Genomic DNA, 16601 nt, shown 5'->3' on the forward strand with positions numbered 1-16601 from the left:
ATTCCCGTTATTATAAAATTTGAAGACTTATTCGATGACTAACGTTTAGGATTGTAAAATTACTTCGCTACCCATAGTGGAATTTTAAGACTAAGGTCGAATAACTCATCGGTTACACTTCCTACGAGAAGTGATGAAAATACATTACCACCTTTGTCTGCGACCACCAAAAGATCTGCGTCTCCTTTTTGAGCTTCTACGGTAAGTTTTTCAGCAACACTCGCATCTCGTCCTCTAATTATCTTGATTTCGCAATCTGTAATTTTATATTTCTTAGCGAATTTCTCAAATTTCTCTCTGGTATGTTTCTCTATTTTAGGTACCATTTCCTCCTTATCCAGATATGGGGTGAATTGTACAGGAACATTATAAATATTCACCGCCGTGATCTTCGCCCCGGTATGATTGGCCAGTACAGATGCTGTTTGGAAAACCTTTACCGATTGCTTGGAGAAATCTGTTCCTCCCCAGATGTTCTTCATGCTACTTCGGGCCGACTCAGGAACAGAGACAATATCACACTTGAGTAATCTCATCAGTTTATCAGATACTATCCCGGTTCCCTCACTTTTGGATTTATTACCAACCATGACAAGGTCTATCTCGTACTTATGGGATATATAATTTATTAAGGACTCGGTATAAGGGTCTTCAGAAATAAGAACTTTTGTTGGAGTGGAGGCTTTAAAGTGAGCAGCAACCTTCTCGTCCAGTTCTTCGCTGATCAATGTTTCAAGATCGAGCTTTTTCAGTTGTTCCTGGAACAGATCTGAAATCTCATATTTTTTAATATTATGTACGAAATAAATCTTGTCCGGTTTCAGGGTATCACATAAGAATGAAGCATACCGTATGAGGTCTGTATCGGTTGAAGTAAGGTCAAGCGCGACAAGGATCTTATCTATATTTTTCATAATTACTGTTTTTTATCTGATTCCTGTAAATTTCTTTTGTTCACTATTTCTGAAACGATCTCCTCGTAATTCTCGAGTTGTTTTTCATCTTTTTTCTCTTTCAGTTTTTTCAGGTCTTCATTTAAACCTTTATAGAGGGAATAACACATGACCATTAAAATTATCGCGAAAGGTAAACCGGTAACTATAGTCGCTGTTTGCAGAGCCTGTAAGCCGCCACCAACTAATAATACAGCAGCAACAGTACCTTCAGTAACCGCCCAGAAAATTCGTTGCCCCACAGGAGCATCTATTTTCCCTCCGGAAGTAAGGCTGTCTATCACCAGGGAGCCTGAATCTGAAGATGTTATAAAGAACCCTGCAATTAATAAAACGGCAACCACATTAATAACCATCGATAATGGATAATCCTGGAAGAATACGAACAATGCCGTAGCGATATCATCATTCACTGCCTGGCTTAGAGTATCGTTTCCAGACATGATCTCGTTGATGGCGACACTACCAAAAGCAGACATCCAGAAGAAGGTTACCAGTGAAGGTACCAGCAGTACTCCCAGAATGAATTCTCTTATCGTCCTTCCCTTAGAGATCCTGGCGATGAACATTCCTACAAACGGAGACCAGCCTATCCACCAACCCCAGTAAAATACGGTCCAGTCGTTTTGCCAGTCGCCATTGGTAAAGGTTTCACTCCAGGTGGCGATCTCCAGAAAATTGAAAAGATAACTTCCGGTATTTTCCACAAAAGATCTGAATATAAATATAGTTGGTCCTAATATCAGTGCAAGGATAAGAAGTACTACTGCGATTCTCATATTCCATTCACTCAGAACCTTTACTCCTTTGTCTACACCCAGGACCACTGAAGTTGTAGCAATCGCAGTGATCGCAGCAATAATAAGGATCTGTGTGGTGGTGCCATCGGGCAGGCCAAAGACATGGTTTAGTCCCGAAGCGATCTGCTGAACCCCGAATCCCAGTGATGTAGCTAGTCCGAATAAGGTTGCCAAAACGGCAAAAATATCTATGATATCTCCAATTCTTCCGTAGATACGGTCCCCCAGGAATGGATAAAAGATAGATCTTATGGTAAGAGGAAGTCCCCGGGTATATGTAAAGTAACTAAGAGAAAGTCCCACTAAAGCATATACTGCCCAGGCATGAAAACCCCAGTGCAAAAAGGTGAAATTCATGGCCTCTTTTGCTGCTGCGGTAGTACCGGCTTCAGCCATAGGAGGAGAATTAAAATGCATTACCGGCTCACCTACACTAAAGAATAAAAGACCAATCCCCATACCAGCACTAAAAAGCATGGCGAACCAGGATAAGGTCTTGAATTCTGGTTTGGCATTCTGTCCTCCAATACGAAGTTTTCCAAAACGGCCCAAAGCCAGGTAGAGAAGGAACACAAAAAAGATATTTATGGCGAGGATGAAAAACCAATCGGCACCCTCTGCCACCGTGTTTTGCAGTTCTCCAAAGAAGGTTTCTGCCTGTTCTTTGTAAATTAAGGTTAATGCGATGCTTATAATGATGAAAATAGAGGACGTAAAAAATACCGGACCGTTAACTTCCAGTCCGAATATGGATTTCTTTTCATCACTTCTGGTAACTTTCTCTGCCATAAATCTAGTTTCTGTAGGGTTTAAAAATAATATCCGATATTAATGTTGAATCTTGCTTCCCACTTTGCCTCAGGATTTCCTGTGGAAAAATCATCCACGAAATTTCCGCCAAGCCAGGAATGGTTATAGCCGGCAGCATAATCTATATAGGTATATACATTTCCAGCACTTACCAGAACTCCGGTCACATTCATAAAAGAATCCTCAAATCGCTCAACTTTTTTATCCATAAAACCGAAGTCATTATAAAACTCGAGGTTACTAATAGGACCGAGTTTTACGGGAATACTTTTGGAAACAGCCGCAGTATATACACTAAAATCTGAAGCAACTTCGTACGGAACTCCATATGCTCCCATCTTCAGGATCTCGTTAGACTCTTCCGGTAAATTTTCAGGGTCATGGTTAATGATCATACCCTGTAATTTCACATTCCAGTTCCTGTAATCCATTTCATAATGCAGGGCAAGTCCGTTATGAGAACCGGTTTTTTTGGTGTCTAGATTGTATAGACCGCCATATTGTACCGAAAAACCAATACGATTCTTTATGCTGTCTCCAAACTTATAGATCAATTTACCGTTGAACTGATTCACTTCTTTATTTCTGCCAACCACATCGTAGGAATACCTGTTTGGAGAAGATTCGGTATCACCACCAAACTGGAGTTCTTCAGAATTTTTATAGAAAGCAAGGTCATATTCGAAAGTGTCGTCTACATGAAGAAATTTTACCCCCATGTCATGATCATCTTCTAAGCCAAAGTAATAAGTTAGGTTAAAGAACCAGTTATGAGAATTATATTGTTGCAGCCCAAAAGGGACCTGGTTTAGTCCTACCTGTATCTCATCCTTCTCATTAAAATGATAACCAACCCAACCCTGTTTCAGGAATCCTCCTCCAAATGCTTCGGAGTATAGCCGATATTCGGCATCTAGATATATTCCCTTATAGGAGCTGTTAAAATTGATCCGGAACATGTCGTAACCAAAATCACCTCCGCGTTCTTTTTGGCCTTCTTTCCAGGAAGATAAATTGTAATTGAATCTTAGTGCGCCGCCTACATCCACCTGAAGTTTATCCTGAGCATGAACTTCATAATTTTCAGAGAAAATAAATAAGGAGTATATCGTCGCTAAAATGCTTAGTTTTTTTGTCATTTGGTAGGGTCGTAGATTTTCAAAATTAACATAAAAACCTTCCAATATAATTGATTTTTAGTCTATTAACTTAATTTAAGACCTTCGGCTATGAAATATTAATTTATGTTAATGGTAATTGAGATAAGAATGCACTTCAAATTCTAATTTTCATTTAATCCCTAAAAAAAGAAAAACCACCTTTTTGAGGTGGTTTTGTTACTCTTTAAAGAATTTAATGCTAAAAGGAATTTATAGTTTTTCTAATAGCTACAAGGTTTGTTAGAAGTCTTTCCAGATGTGCCAGATCCAGCATATTTGCTCCATCGCTCTTGGCATTTGCAGGATCAAAATGGGTTTCGATGAACAATCCATCCACATTATTTACCACCCCGGCACGGGCAATAGTTTCGATCATATCTGGTCTTCCACCGGTAACTCCACTGCTTTGATTTGGTTGCTGAAGAGAATGTGTAACATCCAGTACGGTGGGGGCAAATTTTCGCATGGTTGGAATTCCTCTGAAATCCACTATTAGGTCCTGGTAACCAAACATAGTTCCTCGATCTGTGACCATCACCTGTTCATTATTACAATCGATAACCTTGGTAACGGCATGTTTCATAGAATCTGGACTCATAAACTGGCCTTTTTTCAGGTTCACTACTTTCCCGGTTTCGGCAGCAGCCACAACCAGATCTGTTTGTCTAACCAGAAATGCGGGTATTTGGAGCACATCAACATATTCTGCTGCTAATTTCGCATCGTTGATCTCGTGAATATCGGTAACAGTAGGGATATTGAAGGTTTCGGAAACCTTACGTAATATTTTAAGTGCTTTTTCATCACCAATACCTGTGAAACTATCAATTCTACTGCGGTTTGCTTTTTTGAAAGAACCTTTAAAAACGTATGGGATCTCCAGTTTATCTGTAATAGCAACTACTTTTTCTGCGATTCTCAAGGCCATATCCTCTCCTTCAATAGCGCAAGGACCCGAGAGTAGGAAGAAAATATTGCTATCGGTATGTTTTATATTAGGTATTTTATCAAGTTTCATTATTTCAAAATTTGTGTCAAAGATAACTGAATTAATGCCGCATTGCAATTAATGGAACTTTTGAAATTAAAGTGAGCGAAATGTATTTTTCAGTAAATTAGGTTATTGTTTAACTTCAAGTATTTCAATTATGAAGATCCATGAATTTCTAATTCCCCAATTACAGCAGGAAGTAGCCTTAACCGAAAAGTTCTTGAATCGTATACCAGAGGACAAGATGGGATGGAAACCTCATGAAAAATCTATGACCATACAGCAGATCGCAAACCACCTTGCCGAAATTCCTGCCTGGATCACCGGAACTATGGAGGCTGAAGCCCTGGATGTAAAAGGATATAAGTCTCCAGATCATGGCTCGGTAGAGGAGATCATTAAGGAGTTAAAGCAAAATACCATTGCAGCTGAAACTTCTCTGAGAAAATCTGATGAAGAATTCCGCAGAACCTGGAAGATGACCAAAGAGGGCGAGACCTTATTTGAAATGCCGAAATTCAATGTTTTACAATCTATGGTGATGAATCAGTTTCCTCATCACCGTGCACAACTGGGCGTTTATTTCAGGCTCCTGGATATTTCGGTACCGGCAACCTATGGTCCGTCGGCAGATGAATCTTAAAACAAAAAAAACCGCCAACTGACGGTTTTAAATTTTAATTGTGGTTTCTCCTACATTTCATCCAATTGCCCACAAGCGACTGGAATTGTAGCAACATACTCACCGTCATTATTAAGACCATGAAGTACGATCACACGATCATCAAGATCTGCAAGCTCAGCTTCAGTAAGTACATCATTTTCACCTAAGGTAAAAGTTTCTTCATAAGAAATATTTCCATTCTCATCTGCCATTGGGAAACCTTCAAGTGGCAATAATACTTCTCCATAGAAAGGAGCTCCTTCTGGGATAGTGATTATTCCATCTTCATCTGCATCTGCAGAGGCAGGAGGGCAGGTTGCTTCTTCACCATTACTCAAACCGTGGATATGTTGCGGGTGAGCCTGGTTTGGTTCCAGTCCCTGTGCTAATACAGTTACTGTAAGCTGATTTCCATTTTTAGTAACTGTTGCCGTTCCACTTACGCCTGAATCATTAAGTCCTCCAAGTTGGGCGGTGTAAGACATCATTTCATTCATGTCGTCATTGTCATCGTCATCGTCACAGCTTGCGAATCCTAGAAATAATACTGCTAAAAATAATCCTTTAATAATTTTCATAATAATTTTTGTTTTGCTCGAAACTAGGCAGAATGTGATTTCTTCAAAAACTTTTTAGAAAGGGTTTAACAGGCAAAGGCAGTATATTTAACAGCCTTAAAAACTTAGTGTGAGCAGAGTTTCCTGTTCTGCAATCCTCTACGGGATGTTTACATAAAAAACTACTCTGAAAGTTTAACGTTTTTGGGAGATTTTTTAATCCATAGCTATTTTCATGAATTTTCAAAAAGCATTCAGCAAAAATATATTTCAGATATAGGACTAAATATTCTGATTTACAGCAAATTAAAATCTTTTCATTATGCGATGGTTTAGAGAAAAATAGCTGTACATTTGCAGCCTTAAAAATAAGGCTTCATGACAGCTATTAGAAATATCGCGATTATCGCACACGTTGACCACGGTAAAACAACCCTGGTAGACAAAATAATGCATCACTGTGAATTGTTCCGTGATAACGAATCTACGGGTGAACTTATCCTGGATAACAATGACCTTGAGAGAGAGCGTGGAATTACCATTACTTCCAAGAACGTATCGGTAACCTATAAGGATACCAAGATCAATATTATTGATACTCCTGGTCACGCCGATTTTGGTGGAGAGGTAGAACGTGTTTTGAACATGGCCGATGGTGTATTACTATTGGTAGATGCTTTTGAAGGTCCAATGCCACAGACGCGTTTTGTACTTCAAAAAGCGATCGATCTTGGCTTGAAACCTTGCGTGGTTGTAAATAAGGTAGATAAGGAAAACTGTACACCAGAAGAAGTTCACGAAAAGGTATTTGACCTTATGTTCGAACTTGGTGCTGAAGAATGGCAGTTAGATTTCCCTACAGTATATGGTTCTGCAAAGAACAACTGGATGAGTGATGACTTTAGAAACGAGACAGAAAATATCGAACCATTACTAGATATGGTGATCGAGCATATTCCGGCTCCTAAGGTAGATCTTGAAGGATCTCCTCAAATGTTGATCACTTCTCTGGATTTCTCTTCTTTTACAGGACGTATCGCAATTGGTCGTCTTCAAAGAGGAACTTTGAAAGAGAATCAGCAGGTTTCTTTGGTGAAGCGTGATGGCAGCATTAAGAAAACAAGAATTAAAGAATTACATACTTTCGAAGGTCTAGGCCGTAGAAAGATCGAAGAGGTACAGGCAGGTGATATTTGTGCGATCGTTGGTCTTGAAGGTTTTGAAATTGGGGATACCGTTGCCGATTTTGAAAACCCTGAAGGATTAAAAACTATCGCCATCGATGAGCCTACTATGAGTATGCTTTTCACTATTAACGATTCTCCTTTCTTCGGAAAAGACGGAAAATTCGTTACTTCAAGACATATCAAGGAAAGACTGTATAAGGAACTTGAAAAGAACCTTGCACTTCGTGTAGAGGAAACTGATAGTGCCGATAAATTTATGGTCTTTGGTAGAGGGGTTCTTCACTTATCTGTACTTATCGAAACGATGAGACGTGAAGGTTACGAACTTCAGATCGGTCAGCCACAGGTTATCATTAAGGAGATCGACGGAGTTAAATGTGAGCCTATAGAAGAGCTTACTATTGATCTTCCTGAAGATGTTTCTGGTAAAGCCGTGGAAATGGTGACCATGAGAAAAGGTGAGATGTTGAGTATGGAAGCTAAAGGAGAAAGAATGAACATTCAGTTCCTTATTCCATCGAGAGGTATCATTGGTCTAAGAAACCAATTGCTAACTGCAACTGCAGGTGAAGCGATTATGGCTCACAGATACAAAGAATATCAGCCTTTAAAAGGTGGAATTCCAGAAAGACAAAACGGTTCTTTAGTATCTATGGAAAAAGGAAAAGCGATTCCTTATTCTATCGATAAACTTCAGGACAGAGGGAAATTCTTTGTAGATCCGGGAGAGGATATTTATGAAGGTCAGGTGATTGGTGAGAATTCACGTCAGGATGATATGGTGGTGAATATCACTAAAACCAAGAAGCTTTCTAACGTACGTTCTTCAGGAGCAGATGATAAAGCGAAGATCGTTCCTGCGATCAAGTTCTCTTTAGAAGAAGCTTTAGAATATATCCAGAAAGATGAATATGTTGAGGTAACTCCACATTTCCTGAGACTGAGAAAGGTTCTTTTAACTGAAAATGAAAGAAAAAGATCTAAAGCGATCTAGTTTAAATTATATAATATTGAAAAGCCTGCCGTAAGGCGGGCTTTTTTATGAAATAAAACTAATACCATGACTGAAATTTTTGGAATCACCATCACAGAATGGATAGGCTACCTGGCTTCTTTCTTCGTGCTGCTTTCTTTTCTTATGAGAAATATTGTAACTCTAAGATATGTGAACAGTATAGGATGCCTTTTCTTTGTTGCTTATGGAATTTTGCTGGATTCATGGCCGGTGATCATTACCAATGTCGCTATTGTGTGCGTGAACTTTTATTACCTTTTCATCAATAAGAAGCAGGTTCAGGAAGCTTAAAGAAATTTAGGAGCTGTATTTGTTTTTTGCGGCATAGGCTGCACCCAGGATGCCAGACCTGTTTCTTAGTTCTGCTGGAACTAAATCGGTATTTACTTTCAGGAAGTCCTCATATTGTTTCCAGTGTTTAGAAATTCCACCACCCACAATTATGAGGTCAGGATTAAGAATGAGATGAGTATAATTGAGAAAAATATTAAAACGGCTGGCCCATTCCTTATAGCTCAAATTTTCTTTCTTTTTTACAGATGATGCGGCCCAATCTTCGATCTTTTCATAATCCAGATAAGGAGTTTGACCAAGTTCGAAATTAGGGATGAGTTCACCGTCAAGATAGGCGCCACTCCCTAATCCGGTTCCAACCGTGATCATTAAGACAAACCCGTCCTCGTTTTTCCCGGCTCCGTAATTTACTTCAGCAAGCCCAGCTGCATCGGCATCGTTGATCACTGTAAAATTAAGTCCGGTAGCTTTCTCAAATTCAGCCTCCACATTTAAACCTACCCATTTTTCACTAAGGTTGCCCTCGTCTTTGCAGATACCTTTTTTTATAATAGTGGGGAAACCACAACCTACAATTCCTTCATAATTAAAATGGGCTACCATTTCTTTTACTTTTTTGGAGATCGCTTTTGGGGTTCGCGATTTTGGAGTGGGAATTCTATGTTTAGGAGTTATCAATTCTCCTTTGTAAAGGTCTACGAGTGCACCTTTAATACCAGATCCTCCAATATCTATTCCGAGTATTTCCATTTTATATATTGTAGTCGCTACAAGTTATCAAAATTGAAATTCTCGAAGAAGGAATTTAGAAAGGATTAAGAATAAGCTGTGATTCAAATTTCCCGTCATGCTGAATTTATTTCAGCATCTCTTTTATTAGGATCAGAATCAATGATTAAACTGATTTCTGAACCACCTCAAACACCCGCTGTCCATCACATTTCAGGGTTTTAGAAGGATATTTTAAAAGAAGAGCATAGTCATGGGTAGCCATTAATATGGTATTTCCGTTTTTACTGATCTCCTGCAGTACCTCCATTACCTCTACAGAAGTCTGTGGATCCAGGTTTCCGGTAGGTTCATCGGCCAGGATCAATTCTGGATCGTTCAACAGGGCGCGGGCGATCGCCACACGTTGTTGTTCTCCTCCTGACAGCTGATAGGGATATTTGAAACCCTTGGTTTTCATGCCTACTTTATCGAGAACCTCGTCGATCTTATGGTCCATCGCTTTTTTATCCTTCCATCCGGTTGCTTTCAAAACAAAAAGCAGGTTGTCCTTAATATTTCTGTCAGTAAGTAATTTAAAATCCTGAAATACGACCCCTAATTTTCGGCGCAGGTAGGGAATGTCTTTTTCCTTTAAAGTCCTTAGATTAAAATCTACAATATGACCTTCTCCTTCAGTTAAAGGAAGATCTCCATAAAGGGTTTTCATGAAGCTACTTTTCCCTGTTCCGGTCTTTCCAATAAGATAAACAAAGTCACCTTTGTTCACTTTTACGTCCACTTCAGATAAAATAAGGCTTTCGCGTTGGTAGATTGCTGCGTTTTTTAATTCCAGAACAGTTTGAGACATGAAATTATTGGTTTGGTTTATTAAACTGATTTAATTCTCCTTCAAAAATTAATCGGCCTGGATCTTATTTTATTGCGTGTAGGCAGATCAAATTATATTAAAGAATAACCTATTATGGGCTTTCAAATATACATTTTTCAAAAGGCGCTTACATACTTTTTTTTTCATTAACATAATTATAGAACTTAATCACCGTTATAGAAGCAAGCTTTAAATTATCTTTGAATTCCAATCTAAAACATATTAAATGACACTAAGAAGAGCTTACCTGCTAGTCGTTTTTATATCTCTCTCATTTTCTGCTGTTTGTCAGCAATCTGCCGCATATACCCACGAGCTGGTTGACTTTAACCGCGCTCTGGAATTATATAATAATGAACAATATTTAGCTGCCCAGAACCTTTTTGATGAGGTGATGGATGAAACCGATGATGAAAAGATCAAAGGGGACGCGGCTTATTATATTGCTAACGCGGCGGTTAGAATGAATCAACCCGGCGCAGACAGGTTGATGGAGAATTTCGTAACTAGATATCCTACTAGTACCAAAACCAATTCGGCATACCTTGATGTTGCCGACTATTATTTCCAGACTGGAAAATATGCGCTTTCCAGAAGATGGTATGATCGTGTAGACGAAAATGCCATGAGCAGGAAAGATCGTGAGCGTTTTTACTTCAATAATGGTTATGCTTATTTCAGAGCTAATCAATTTGAAGAAGCTCAAACTTACCTGAACAGGGTTAGAGATTCAAAAGAATATGGCGCACAGGCGAAATACTATTTAGGATATATCGCTTATGAAGGCGATGATTATGAAGAAGCCAATGAGTATTTCGAAGAAGTAAAGGGTAATGACCGTTATACTGAAGACCTTTCTTATTTCCAGGCAGACATGAACTTTAAACTTGGGAATTTTGAAAAAGCCATAGAGCAAGGTTTGGAGCAACTTCCAAAAGCAAATCGCCAAGAGATTCCTCAGTTGAATAAGATCATCGGAGAGAGTTACTTTAATCTTGGAAAATATGAAGAAGCCATTCCTTACCTGAAAGGTTACAACGGAATGCGTGGAAAATGGAATAATACCGATTATTACCAGTTAGGTTATGCTTATTACAAGCAGGGGAATTATGAAGCTGCGATCAATGAATTCAATAAGATCGTAGATGGTAAAAATGCTATAGCCCAGAATGCCTATTATCACCTGGCTCAATCTTACCTCGAATCTGGACAGAAACAACAAGCTTTGAACGCCTTTAAGAATGCCAGCGAAATGGAGTTCGACGCTAAGATCCAGGAAGATGCTCTTTACAATTACGCCAAATTGAGTTACGAAATTGGTAACTCTTATGAAAGCCCTTCACAGGTTTTGATCAATTATTTGAACAAATACCCGGAATCTGAGAACAGGGAATCGATGGAAAGTCTTTTGATCGATTCCTTCATCACTTCAAAGAATTATGAAGAGGCGATGAGATTACTGGAAAACAACAGGAATTTCAGCGATAAGCAGGCGTATCAAAAAGTAGCTTATTATTATGGCCTGGAACTTTTTGAAGAAGGTGATTATGAAGCCGCTATACAGAATTTTGATAAAGCCTTAAAAGAACCTCGTGACCAGGATATTACCGCGAAAGCGACTTTCTGGAAAGCTGAAAGCGAATACAGTATCAATAGAATGGAAGATGCCATCCTTGGATACCGCGAGTTCAAAGGAATGAGTGCAGCTAAGAATACCGAGGAATATGATGACCTCGATTACAATATTGGTTATGCTTACTTCAAAAAGAATGATTATTCACAGGCGGTAAATTATTTTAAATCTTATACCTCCAGCCCGGATGCCGAAGGAGCTAAGAAAAATGACGCTTACCTGCGACTTGGTGATACTTATTATGTGACCAGCCAGTACTGGCCGGCTATGGAAGCCTATCAAAAAGCGATAGATAACGGAGTGAGTAATGCAGATTATGCGGCCTTCCAAAAAGCTATCAGTTACGGTTTTGTAAATAGAAACGATACCAAGATCGAAGAGCTAAGCAGCTTTACGAGAAAATATCCTCGTTCACCTTACCGTGATGACGCGATGTATGAATTAGGAAATACTTATGTGGCGGCAAATAATGTTAGCCAGGGGATCGAATCTTATAACCGATTGATCCGTGAAGTTCCTGAAAGTGCCCTTGTACCGAAAGCAATGTTGAGACAGGGACTTATTTATTACAATAATAATGACGGTAATAAAGCATTAGAGCGATTAAGAAAAGTGGTGGCCGAATATCCAAATACTCCGGAAGCCAAGCAGGCAGTTTCCACAGCAAGAAATGTATATGTAGATCTTGGGCGTACCGATGAATATGCCAGCTGGGTTAGAAATATAGATTTCGTGGAAGTAAGCGATGCAGATCTTGATAACACCACTTATGAAGCTGCAGAAAATCAATACCTGAATAATAATACCGATAAGGCGATCGCCAATCTGGAGAAATATATTCAGAATTTTCCTAATGGAATTCATTCAATAAATGCCAATTTCTACCTGGCGCAACTGTATTACAGAAATGGAAATGTAGAAAGGTCTATTCCACATTTTAGTTATGTGACTTCTAAACCTAAGAATGAATTTAGCGAGCAGGCTTTGGCGAGATTATCTGAGATCTATCTGGAGAAAAAAGACTATGCCCAGGCCCTTCCATTATTAGAAAAACTGGAAGTACAGGCAGATAACGAGCAGAATGTAGTATTCGCTCAGCAAAACCTGATGAAATCATATTATGAGACCGGTAACTTTAATAAAGCGAACGCTTACGCTGAGAAGGTATTGAATAATTCTACAGCTGAAACTGCAGCAAGAAATGATGCCAGGATCATGGTAGCCAGAGCGGCGATCAAATCTGGTAACGATAGTAAAGCGAGGTCTGCTTATAAAGAAGTTCAGAAAACCGCGACAGGAGAACTTGGCGCAGAGGCCCTCTATTATGATGCTTATTTCAAGCATAAAGATGGAAACTACGAAGCCTCAAATGCTGCCGTACAGATCCTGGCCAAGGATTTTGCAGGATATAAATTATGGGGAGCTAAAGGACTTGTATTGATGGCCAAGAATTTCTATGCCCTTGATGACGCTTACCAGGCGACCTATATTCTGGAGAATGTGACCAAGAACTTTCAGAAGTATCCAGAAGTGGTAAAAGAAGCCGAGGCCGAATTATCCAGGATCAAAGCCCAGGAAGCAAAGACCAATTCTTCCGTAGAAACAAATAACTAAACTTAATCTAATAGATTCACTGCTATATGCAAATTAAAGCAATCAAGAAAAGTCTGTTTTTTAGTCTGTTCATATTTAGTGGGGTCCTATATGCCCAGGATCCTATTGGAAGCGAAAAAGTAACCGTTGTTAAACCATATACGCCTTCGGTAAGAGATGCAAATAAGATCAGGGAGACACCCAGCAGAAATGATTCGGTAAGCCTTCAGAAGAAGCCGGTGCAATATTCAATATTTTCGGTTCCGGTAGCTTCTACATTTACTCCGGCGAAAGGTAGAGCCACTACTGTAGAAAGAGAAAGGCCGCCAAAGGTGTATGACAATTATGCTACACTTGGATTTGGTAATTATTCAAATGTCCTTGCAGAATTCTATTCCAATCTGGAAATAGACAGAAGCAGTAATTTCGGCATTTTTCTTACCCATAATTCTTCCCAGGGAGGGATAGAAGAGGTGCGGCTGGATGATAAGTTCTATGATACTGAGCTTAACCTGAATTATAATATGAGAAATCGTGATCTTTCCTGGTTGGCCGAGGTAGGAGCAGAGCACCAGTTATTTAACTGGTATGGTCTGCCTGAAACTGTTGCGGTTAGCGATGCTGAACTTGCCAGATTAGACCCGGCTCAAAATTATTATTCTGTATACCTGGGGAGCGAAGTAGAATTATATGATTCCTTCTTTGATAGTGCAAAAGCACGTTTTCGCCATTCCGGTGATGCTTATAGCACTGCTGAAAATCATTTTAATGCCGAAGGTCTGTTCGAAGTTGAGATCGGAGAGGAATTGATATCAACCAAAATTAAGGCTGATATCGTAAATGGCGTTTTTGACAGAGGCTACGATGAGAATAATGGCTACGATTATACATTTATGAATTTTAGTGCTGCACCAAGTTTGATAATTTTAAGAGATGATCTTAGTATAAATCTTGGAGTGAATTTCGTATACGGAATGGACGTGGAGGAGAGCGATGGTAGTTTTTATATCTATCCGCAGGTGTCTGCCAGTTACAGGCTTGCCGGTGATTATTTTACCGCCTATGCGGGTGTAGATGGAGATCTGCAGCAAAATACCTATTATAACTTCTATCAGCAGAACCCATATGTTTCTCCAACTTTAATGATCAAGCCTACAGATAGTGAGTATAAAGGATATCTTGGAGGTAAAGGTAAACTGAGTAATGCCGTGTCTTATAATGCCAGGGCAAGCTATCAATCGCAATTCAATAAAGCGCTGTTCAAGAGAAATTATGAGGCGGCTACTTTAGAAGGCGAGCCTTATACTTATGGAAATAGTTTTGACGTAGTTTATGATGATGTAAATACGCTTTCATTCTATGCGGAATTGAATGTTGATGTAAACCGAAATTTCAGATTGGGTATAGACGGGGAGTTCTTCGATTATAGTACCGATGAACAGGCAGAAGCCTGGAACCTTCCAACTATGAAGGCCAGCCTGAATGCCGATTATCAGATCACTGAAAAATGGTATACCGGAGCGAACCTATTTTATGTTGGAGAACGTAAAGATGAAAACAGGTCTATCAGCTTAGTTTTTGATGATCCTGTCGTGACCCTGGATAGCTATTTCGATGCGAATGCACATTTAGGATATCGTTTTAATGATAGATTATCTGCTTTTGTAAAAGGAAGTAACCTTCTGGATAACAATTACCAGAAGTGGCTGGATTACGATGTGCAGGGAATCCAGGTACTTGCCGGTGCCACATATAAATTCGACTGGGATTAATAGAGATAAACTGAATAAAAAAACCGGGCTAATTTTAGCCCGGTTTTTTTTGTCTTTATACAGCTGAAGGAAATCGTTCTAAAAGTAATACCTCTTAATCCTATTTTCGCTAAGCAGGCGTTGACGGATATTTCTGAAGAATTATCCTGTTAATTTTTAGCTGAATTAGTTATAGATGGTTTCAGCTCTGAAACCTTTAAAACCTTATTCTTTGTAACCACTGCATTGATAGATTCAAGATTTTCAATACTTTCCATAGGATTTTCAGAAAGTATAATAAGATCTCCAACTCTTCCTTTATCCACTTTTACATATAAATGTTGCAGGTCAAAGAATCTTGGGCCGTTCTTGATAGAGGTAAGTAGTGCTTCCTGTGAATTTAGCCCGGCATCAACTAATGCTTTAAGTTCCTGATGTAAGGATTTTCCGGGATAAACAAAGGAGTTATAGGGGCCGCAATCTGATCCCGCCAGTATCCTTATTCCTGAATCATACATGGGTCTGATCATTTTATGAAAAACATCCTCGGTATAATCGCGCATACTGGAACCTGATTCTTTTGCCCGTTTAGCAGACATGATCCTGCCCTGGTACGTTTCCTGAATTCCCGGGCCAATAAAATCAAGCAATTCATCTCTACTATGATCTGCGTCTGCCAGCTCTTGCAATACTTCGCCAATGTATAGGGTTGGAGTGACATAGAATTCTGCTTCTGCAAGTTCATCAAAAACTAATTCAGCCACAGAATCATTATAGGTTTGGGCAAGAGGAATGATCATAGAATAACCGGATTTCACCTTTTCTATACTATCCTTCTTTCCCGATGTGGCTTTCATTACATAATAAAGATGTTCATTTCCATCCAGACCAAATTTTACGGCTTCGGTCACATCTGCAGCCATGGGCATGTGCCCGGTTACTTTCATCTTTCTTTTTTCCGCCTCTTTAATGATCTCGTGATACATCTCTTTGGTGATACTACCATCGTAAATTTTAACGTAGTCGGCATTCATCTTTTCAAGAGAATCCAGAGCCATCTGAACATCATCTTCAGTACTTACAGAAATTGACCCAGGCCAAGCCGGATTTTCGCCATCCAGTTTGGGGCCGGAAGAAAATATTCGCGGACCTTCCAGCTCTCCGTTTTCTATCTGTTCTTTCCACTTGAACACAGATTCACTGATATCTCCGCCTGCATCTCGTACGGTAGTAATGCCGTATTTCAGAAAAAGCGGTAACAGATCCTTGTTTTCAGAAATCAGGGTATCGCCACCTCTAAAGTGTACATGATTATCCCACAGCCCAGGCATCACGAAATTACCCCTGGCATCATAGACTTCAGTAGCATTGAAATCGTCACTGTTCCGCATGGTTTTTACCGCAATAATGGTATCATTTCGAATTGCTACAAACCTGTTTGGCCATTTTTTGTTTTGCTCTATATCCAGAACCGTAGCATTTGTAATAAGAAGATCCACCTCTTCTGGTTCTGAATTACAGGAAATCAGGCATATCAAAAAGGAAAGAGCAAGCAGGAAAATTCGATTCATAGATTTCTGAATTTGGAGATTT

General features: G+C 39.3%; 13 protein-coding genes. 5 read left to right on the forward strand and 8 right to left on the reverse strand.

Annotation, left to right across the window (positions count from 1 at the left end):
• Positions 1-59: 59 nt before the first annotated feature.
• The 4 genes from G3I01_RS08950 to kdsA all read right to left on the reverse strand — a co-directional run bounded on the left by G3I01_RS08950 (position 60) and on the right by kdsA (position 4741).
• Positions 60-914 carry a universal stress protein gene (locus G3I01_RS08950; protein WP_219547104.1) on the reverse strand — a complete coding sequence of 285 codons (855 nt, stop codon included), beginning with the start codon at positions 912-914 and terminating at the stop codon, positions 60-62.
• A 2-nt stretch (positions 915-916) separates the two neighbouring features.
• On the reverse strand, positions 917-2542 hold the full coding sequence (locus G3I01_RS08955; protein WP_219547105.1) for a BCCT family transporter: 1626 nt from the start codon (positions 2540-2542) through the stop codon (positions 917-919).
• Between the two features lie 20 nt (positions 2543-2562).
• Positions 2563-3702, reverse strand: a complete 1140-nt coding sequence (locus tag G3I01_RS08960; RefSeq protein WP_257710558.1) for a hypothetical protein — start codon at positions 3700-3702, stop codon at positions 2563-2565.
• A 220-nt stretch (positions 3703-3922) separates the two neighbouring features.
• Positions 3923-4741, reverse strand: coding sequence for a 3-deoxy-8-phosphooctulonate synthase (kdsA, locus tag G3I01_RS08965; protein WP_219547106.1), 819 nt, complete (start codon positions 4739-4741; stop codon positions 3923-3925).
• 130 nt (positions 4742-4871) lie between these two features.
• Between kdsA and G3I01_RS08970 the strand changes: the two genes are divergently transcribed.
• Positions 4872-5357: a DinB family protein gene (locus G3I01_RS08970; protein WP_219547107.1), complete on the forward strand. Its 486-nt coding sequence runs from the start codon at positions 4872-4874 to the stop codon at positions 5355-5357.
• 50 nt (positions 5358-5407) lie between these two features.
• Here G3I01_RS08970 and G3I01_RS08975 read toward each other — a convergent pair whose 3' ends face one another.
• Positions 5408-5956, reverse strand: a complete 549-nt coding sequence (locus G3I01_RS08975) for a CHRD domain-containing protein (RefSeq protein WP_219547108.1) — start codon at positions 5954-5956, stop codon at positions 5408-5410.
• 357 nt (positions 5957-6313) lie between these two features.
• Between G3I01_RS08975 and typA the strand changes: the two genes are divergently transcribed.
• Both typA and G3I01_RS08985 read left to right on the forward strand, forming a co-directional pair.
• Positions 6314-8116, forward strand: a complete 1803-nt coding sequence (typA, locus tag G3I01_RS08980) for a translational GTPase TypA (protein ID WP_219547109.1) — start codon at positions 6314-6316, stop codon at positions 8114-8116.
• Between the two features lie 66 nt (positions 8117-8182).
• Positions 8183-8428: a uroporphyrinogen decarboxylase gene (locus tag G3I01_RS08985; RefSeq protein WP_219547111.1), complete on the forward strand. Its 246-nt coding sequence runs from the start codon at positions 8183-8185 to the stop codon at positions 8426-8428.
• A gap of 6 nt (positions 8429-8434) precedes the next feature.
• Here the strand turns inward: G3I01_RS08985 and ppgK are convergent, their stop codons facing one another.
• The gene (gene ppgK / locus G3I01_RS08990) at positions 8435-9181 is read right to left on the reverse strand and encodes a polyphosphate--glucose phosphotransferase (RefSeq protein ID WP_219547112.1); all 747 of its coding nucleotides are present in this window, start codon (positions 9179-9181) and stop codon (positions 8435-8437) included.
• A gap of 145 nt (positions 9182-9326) precedes the next feature.
• On the reverse strand, positions 9327-10010 hold the full coding sequence (locus G3I01_RS08995; protein ID WP_219547113.1) for an ATP-binding cassette domain-containing protein: 684 nt from the start codon (positions 10008-10010) through the stop codon (positions 9327-9329).
• Between the two features lie 247 nt (positions 10011-10257).
• On the opposite strand from G3I01_RS08995, the gene G3I01_RS09000 reads away from it, so the two are divergent.
• Together G3I01_RS09000 and G3I01_RS09005 are read left to right on the forward strand one after the other, a co-directional pair.
• Entirely contained in the window at positions 10258-13278 is a 3021-nt protein-coding gene (locus G3I01_RS09000; RefSeq protein WP_219547114.1) for a tetratricopeptide repeat protein, read from the forward strand.
• 26 nt (positions 13279-13304) lie between these two features.
• The gene (locus tag G3I01_RS09005) at positions 13305-15029 is read left to right on the forward strand and encodes a TonB-dependent receptor (RefSeq protein WP_219547116.1); all 1725 of its coding nucleotides are present in this window, start codon (positions 13305-13307) and stop codon (positions 15027-15029) included.
• Positions 15030-15178: 149 nt separating this feature from the next.
• Here the strand turns inward: G3I01_RS09005 and G3I01_RS09010 are convergent, their stop codons facing one another.
• Positions 15179-16579 (reverse strand): amidohydrolase family protein, encoded by a 1401-nt coding sequence (locus G3I01_RS09010; protein WP_219547118.1) that lies wholly within the window; start codon positions 16577-16579, stop codon positions 15179-15181.
• Between the last annotated feature and the right edge of the window lie 22 nt (positions 16580-16601).

Origin of the sequence: Gramella sp. MT6 (assembly GCF_019357415.1) — a bacterium.
GTDB lineage: Bacteria > Bacteroidota > Bacteroidia > Flavobacteriales > Flavobacteriaceae > Christiangramia.

Coding starts and splice junctions, on each gene's coding strand:
- G3I01_RS08950 (WP_219547104.1), bottom strand. CDS start 914: ATGAAAAATATAGATAAGATCCTTGTCGCGCTTGACCTTACTTCAACC.
- G3I01_RS09010 (WP_219547118.1), bottom strand. CDS start 16,579: ATGAATCGAATTTTCCTGCTTGCTCTTTCCTTTTTGATATGCCTGATT.
- G3I01_RS08975 (WP_219547108.1), bottom strand. CDS start 5,956: ATGAAAATTATTAAAGGATTATTTTTAGCAGTATTATTTCTAGGATTC.
- G3I01_RS08970 (WP_219547107.1), top strand. CDS start 4,872: ATGAAGATCCATGAATTTCTAATTCCCCAATTACAGCAGGAAGTAGCC.
- G3I01_RS09000 (WP_219547114.1), top strand. CDS start 10,258: ATGACACTAAGAAGAGCTTACCTGCTAGTCGTTTTTATATCTCTCTCA.
- typA (WP_219547109.1), top strand. CDS start 6,314: ATGACAGCTATTAGAAATATCGCGATTATCGCACACGTTGACCACGGT.
- G3I01_RS08960 (WP_257710558.1), bottom strand. CDS start 3,702: ATGACAAAAAAACTAAGCATTTTAGCGACGATATACTCCTTATTTATT.
- G3I01_RS09005 (WP_219547116.1), top strand. CDS start 13,305: ATGCAAATTAAAGCAATCAAGAAAAGTCTGTTTTTTAGTCTGTTCATA.
- G3I01_RS08985 (WP_219547111.1), top strand. CDS start 8,183: ATGACTGAAATTTTTGGAATCACCATCACAGAATGGATAGGCTACCTG.
- G3I01_RS08995 (WP_219547113.1), bottom strand. CDS start 10,010: ATGTCTCAAACTGTTCTGGAATTAAAAAACGCAGCAATCTACCAACGC.
- G3I01_RS08955 (WP_219547105.1), bottom strand. CDS start 2,542: ATGGCAGAGAAAGTTACCAGAAGTGATGAAAAGAAATCCATATTCGGA.
- ppgK (WP_219547112.1), bottom strand. CDS start 9,181: ATGGAAATACTCGGAATAGATATTGGAGGATCTGGTATTAAAGGTGCA.
- kdsA (WP_219547106.1), bottom strand. CDS start 4,741: ATGAAACTTGATAAAATACCTAATATAAAACATACCGATAGCAATATT.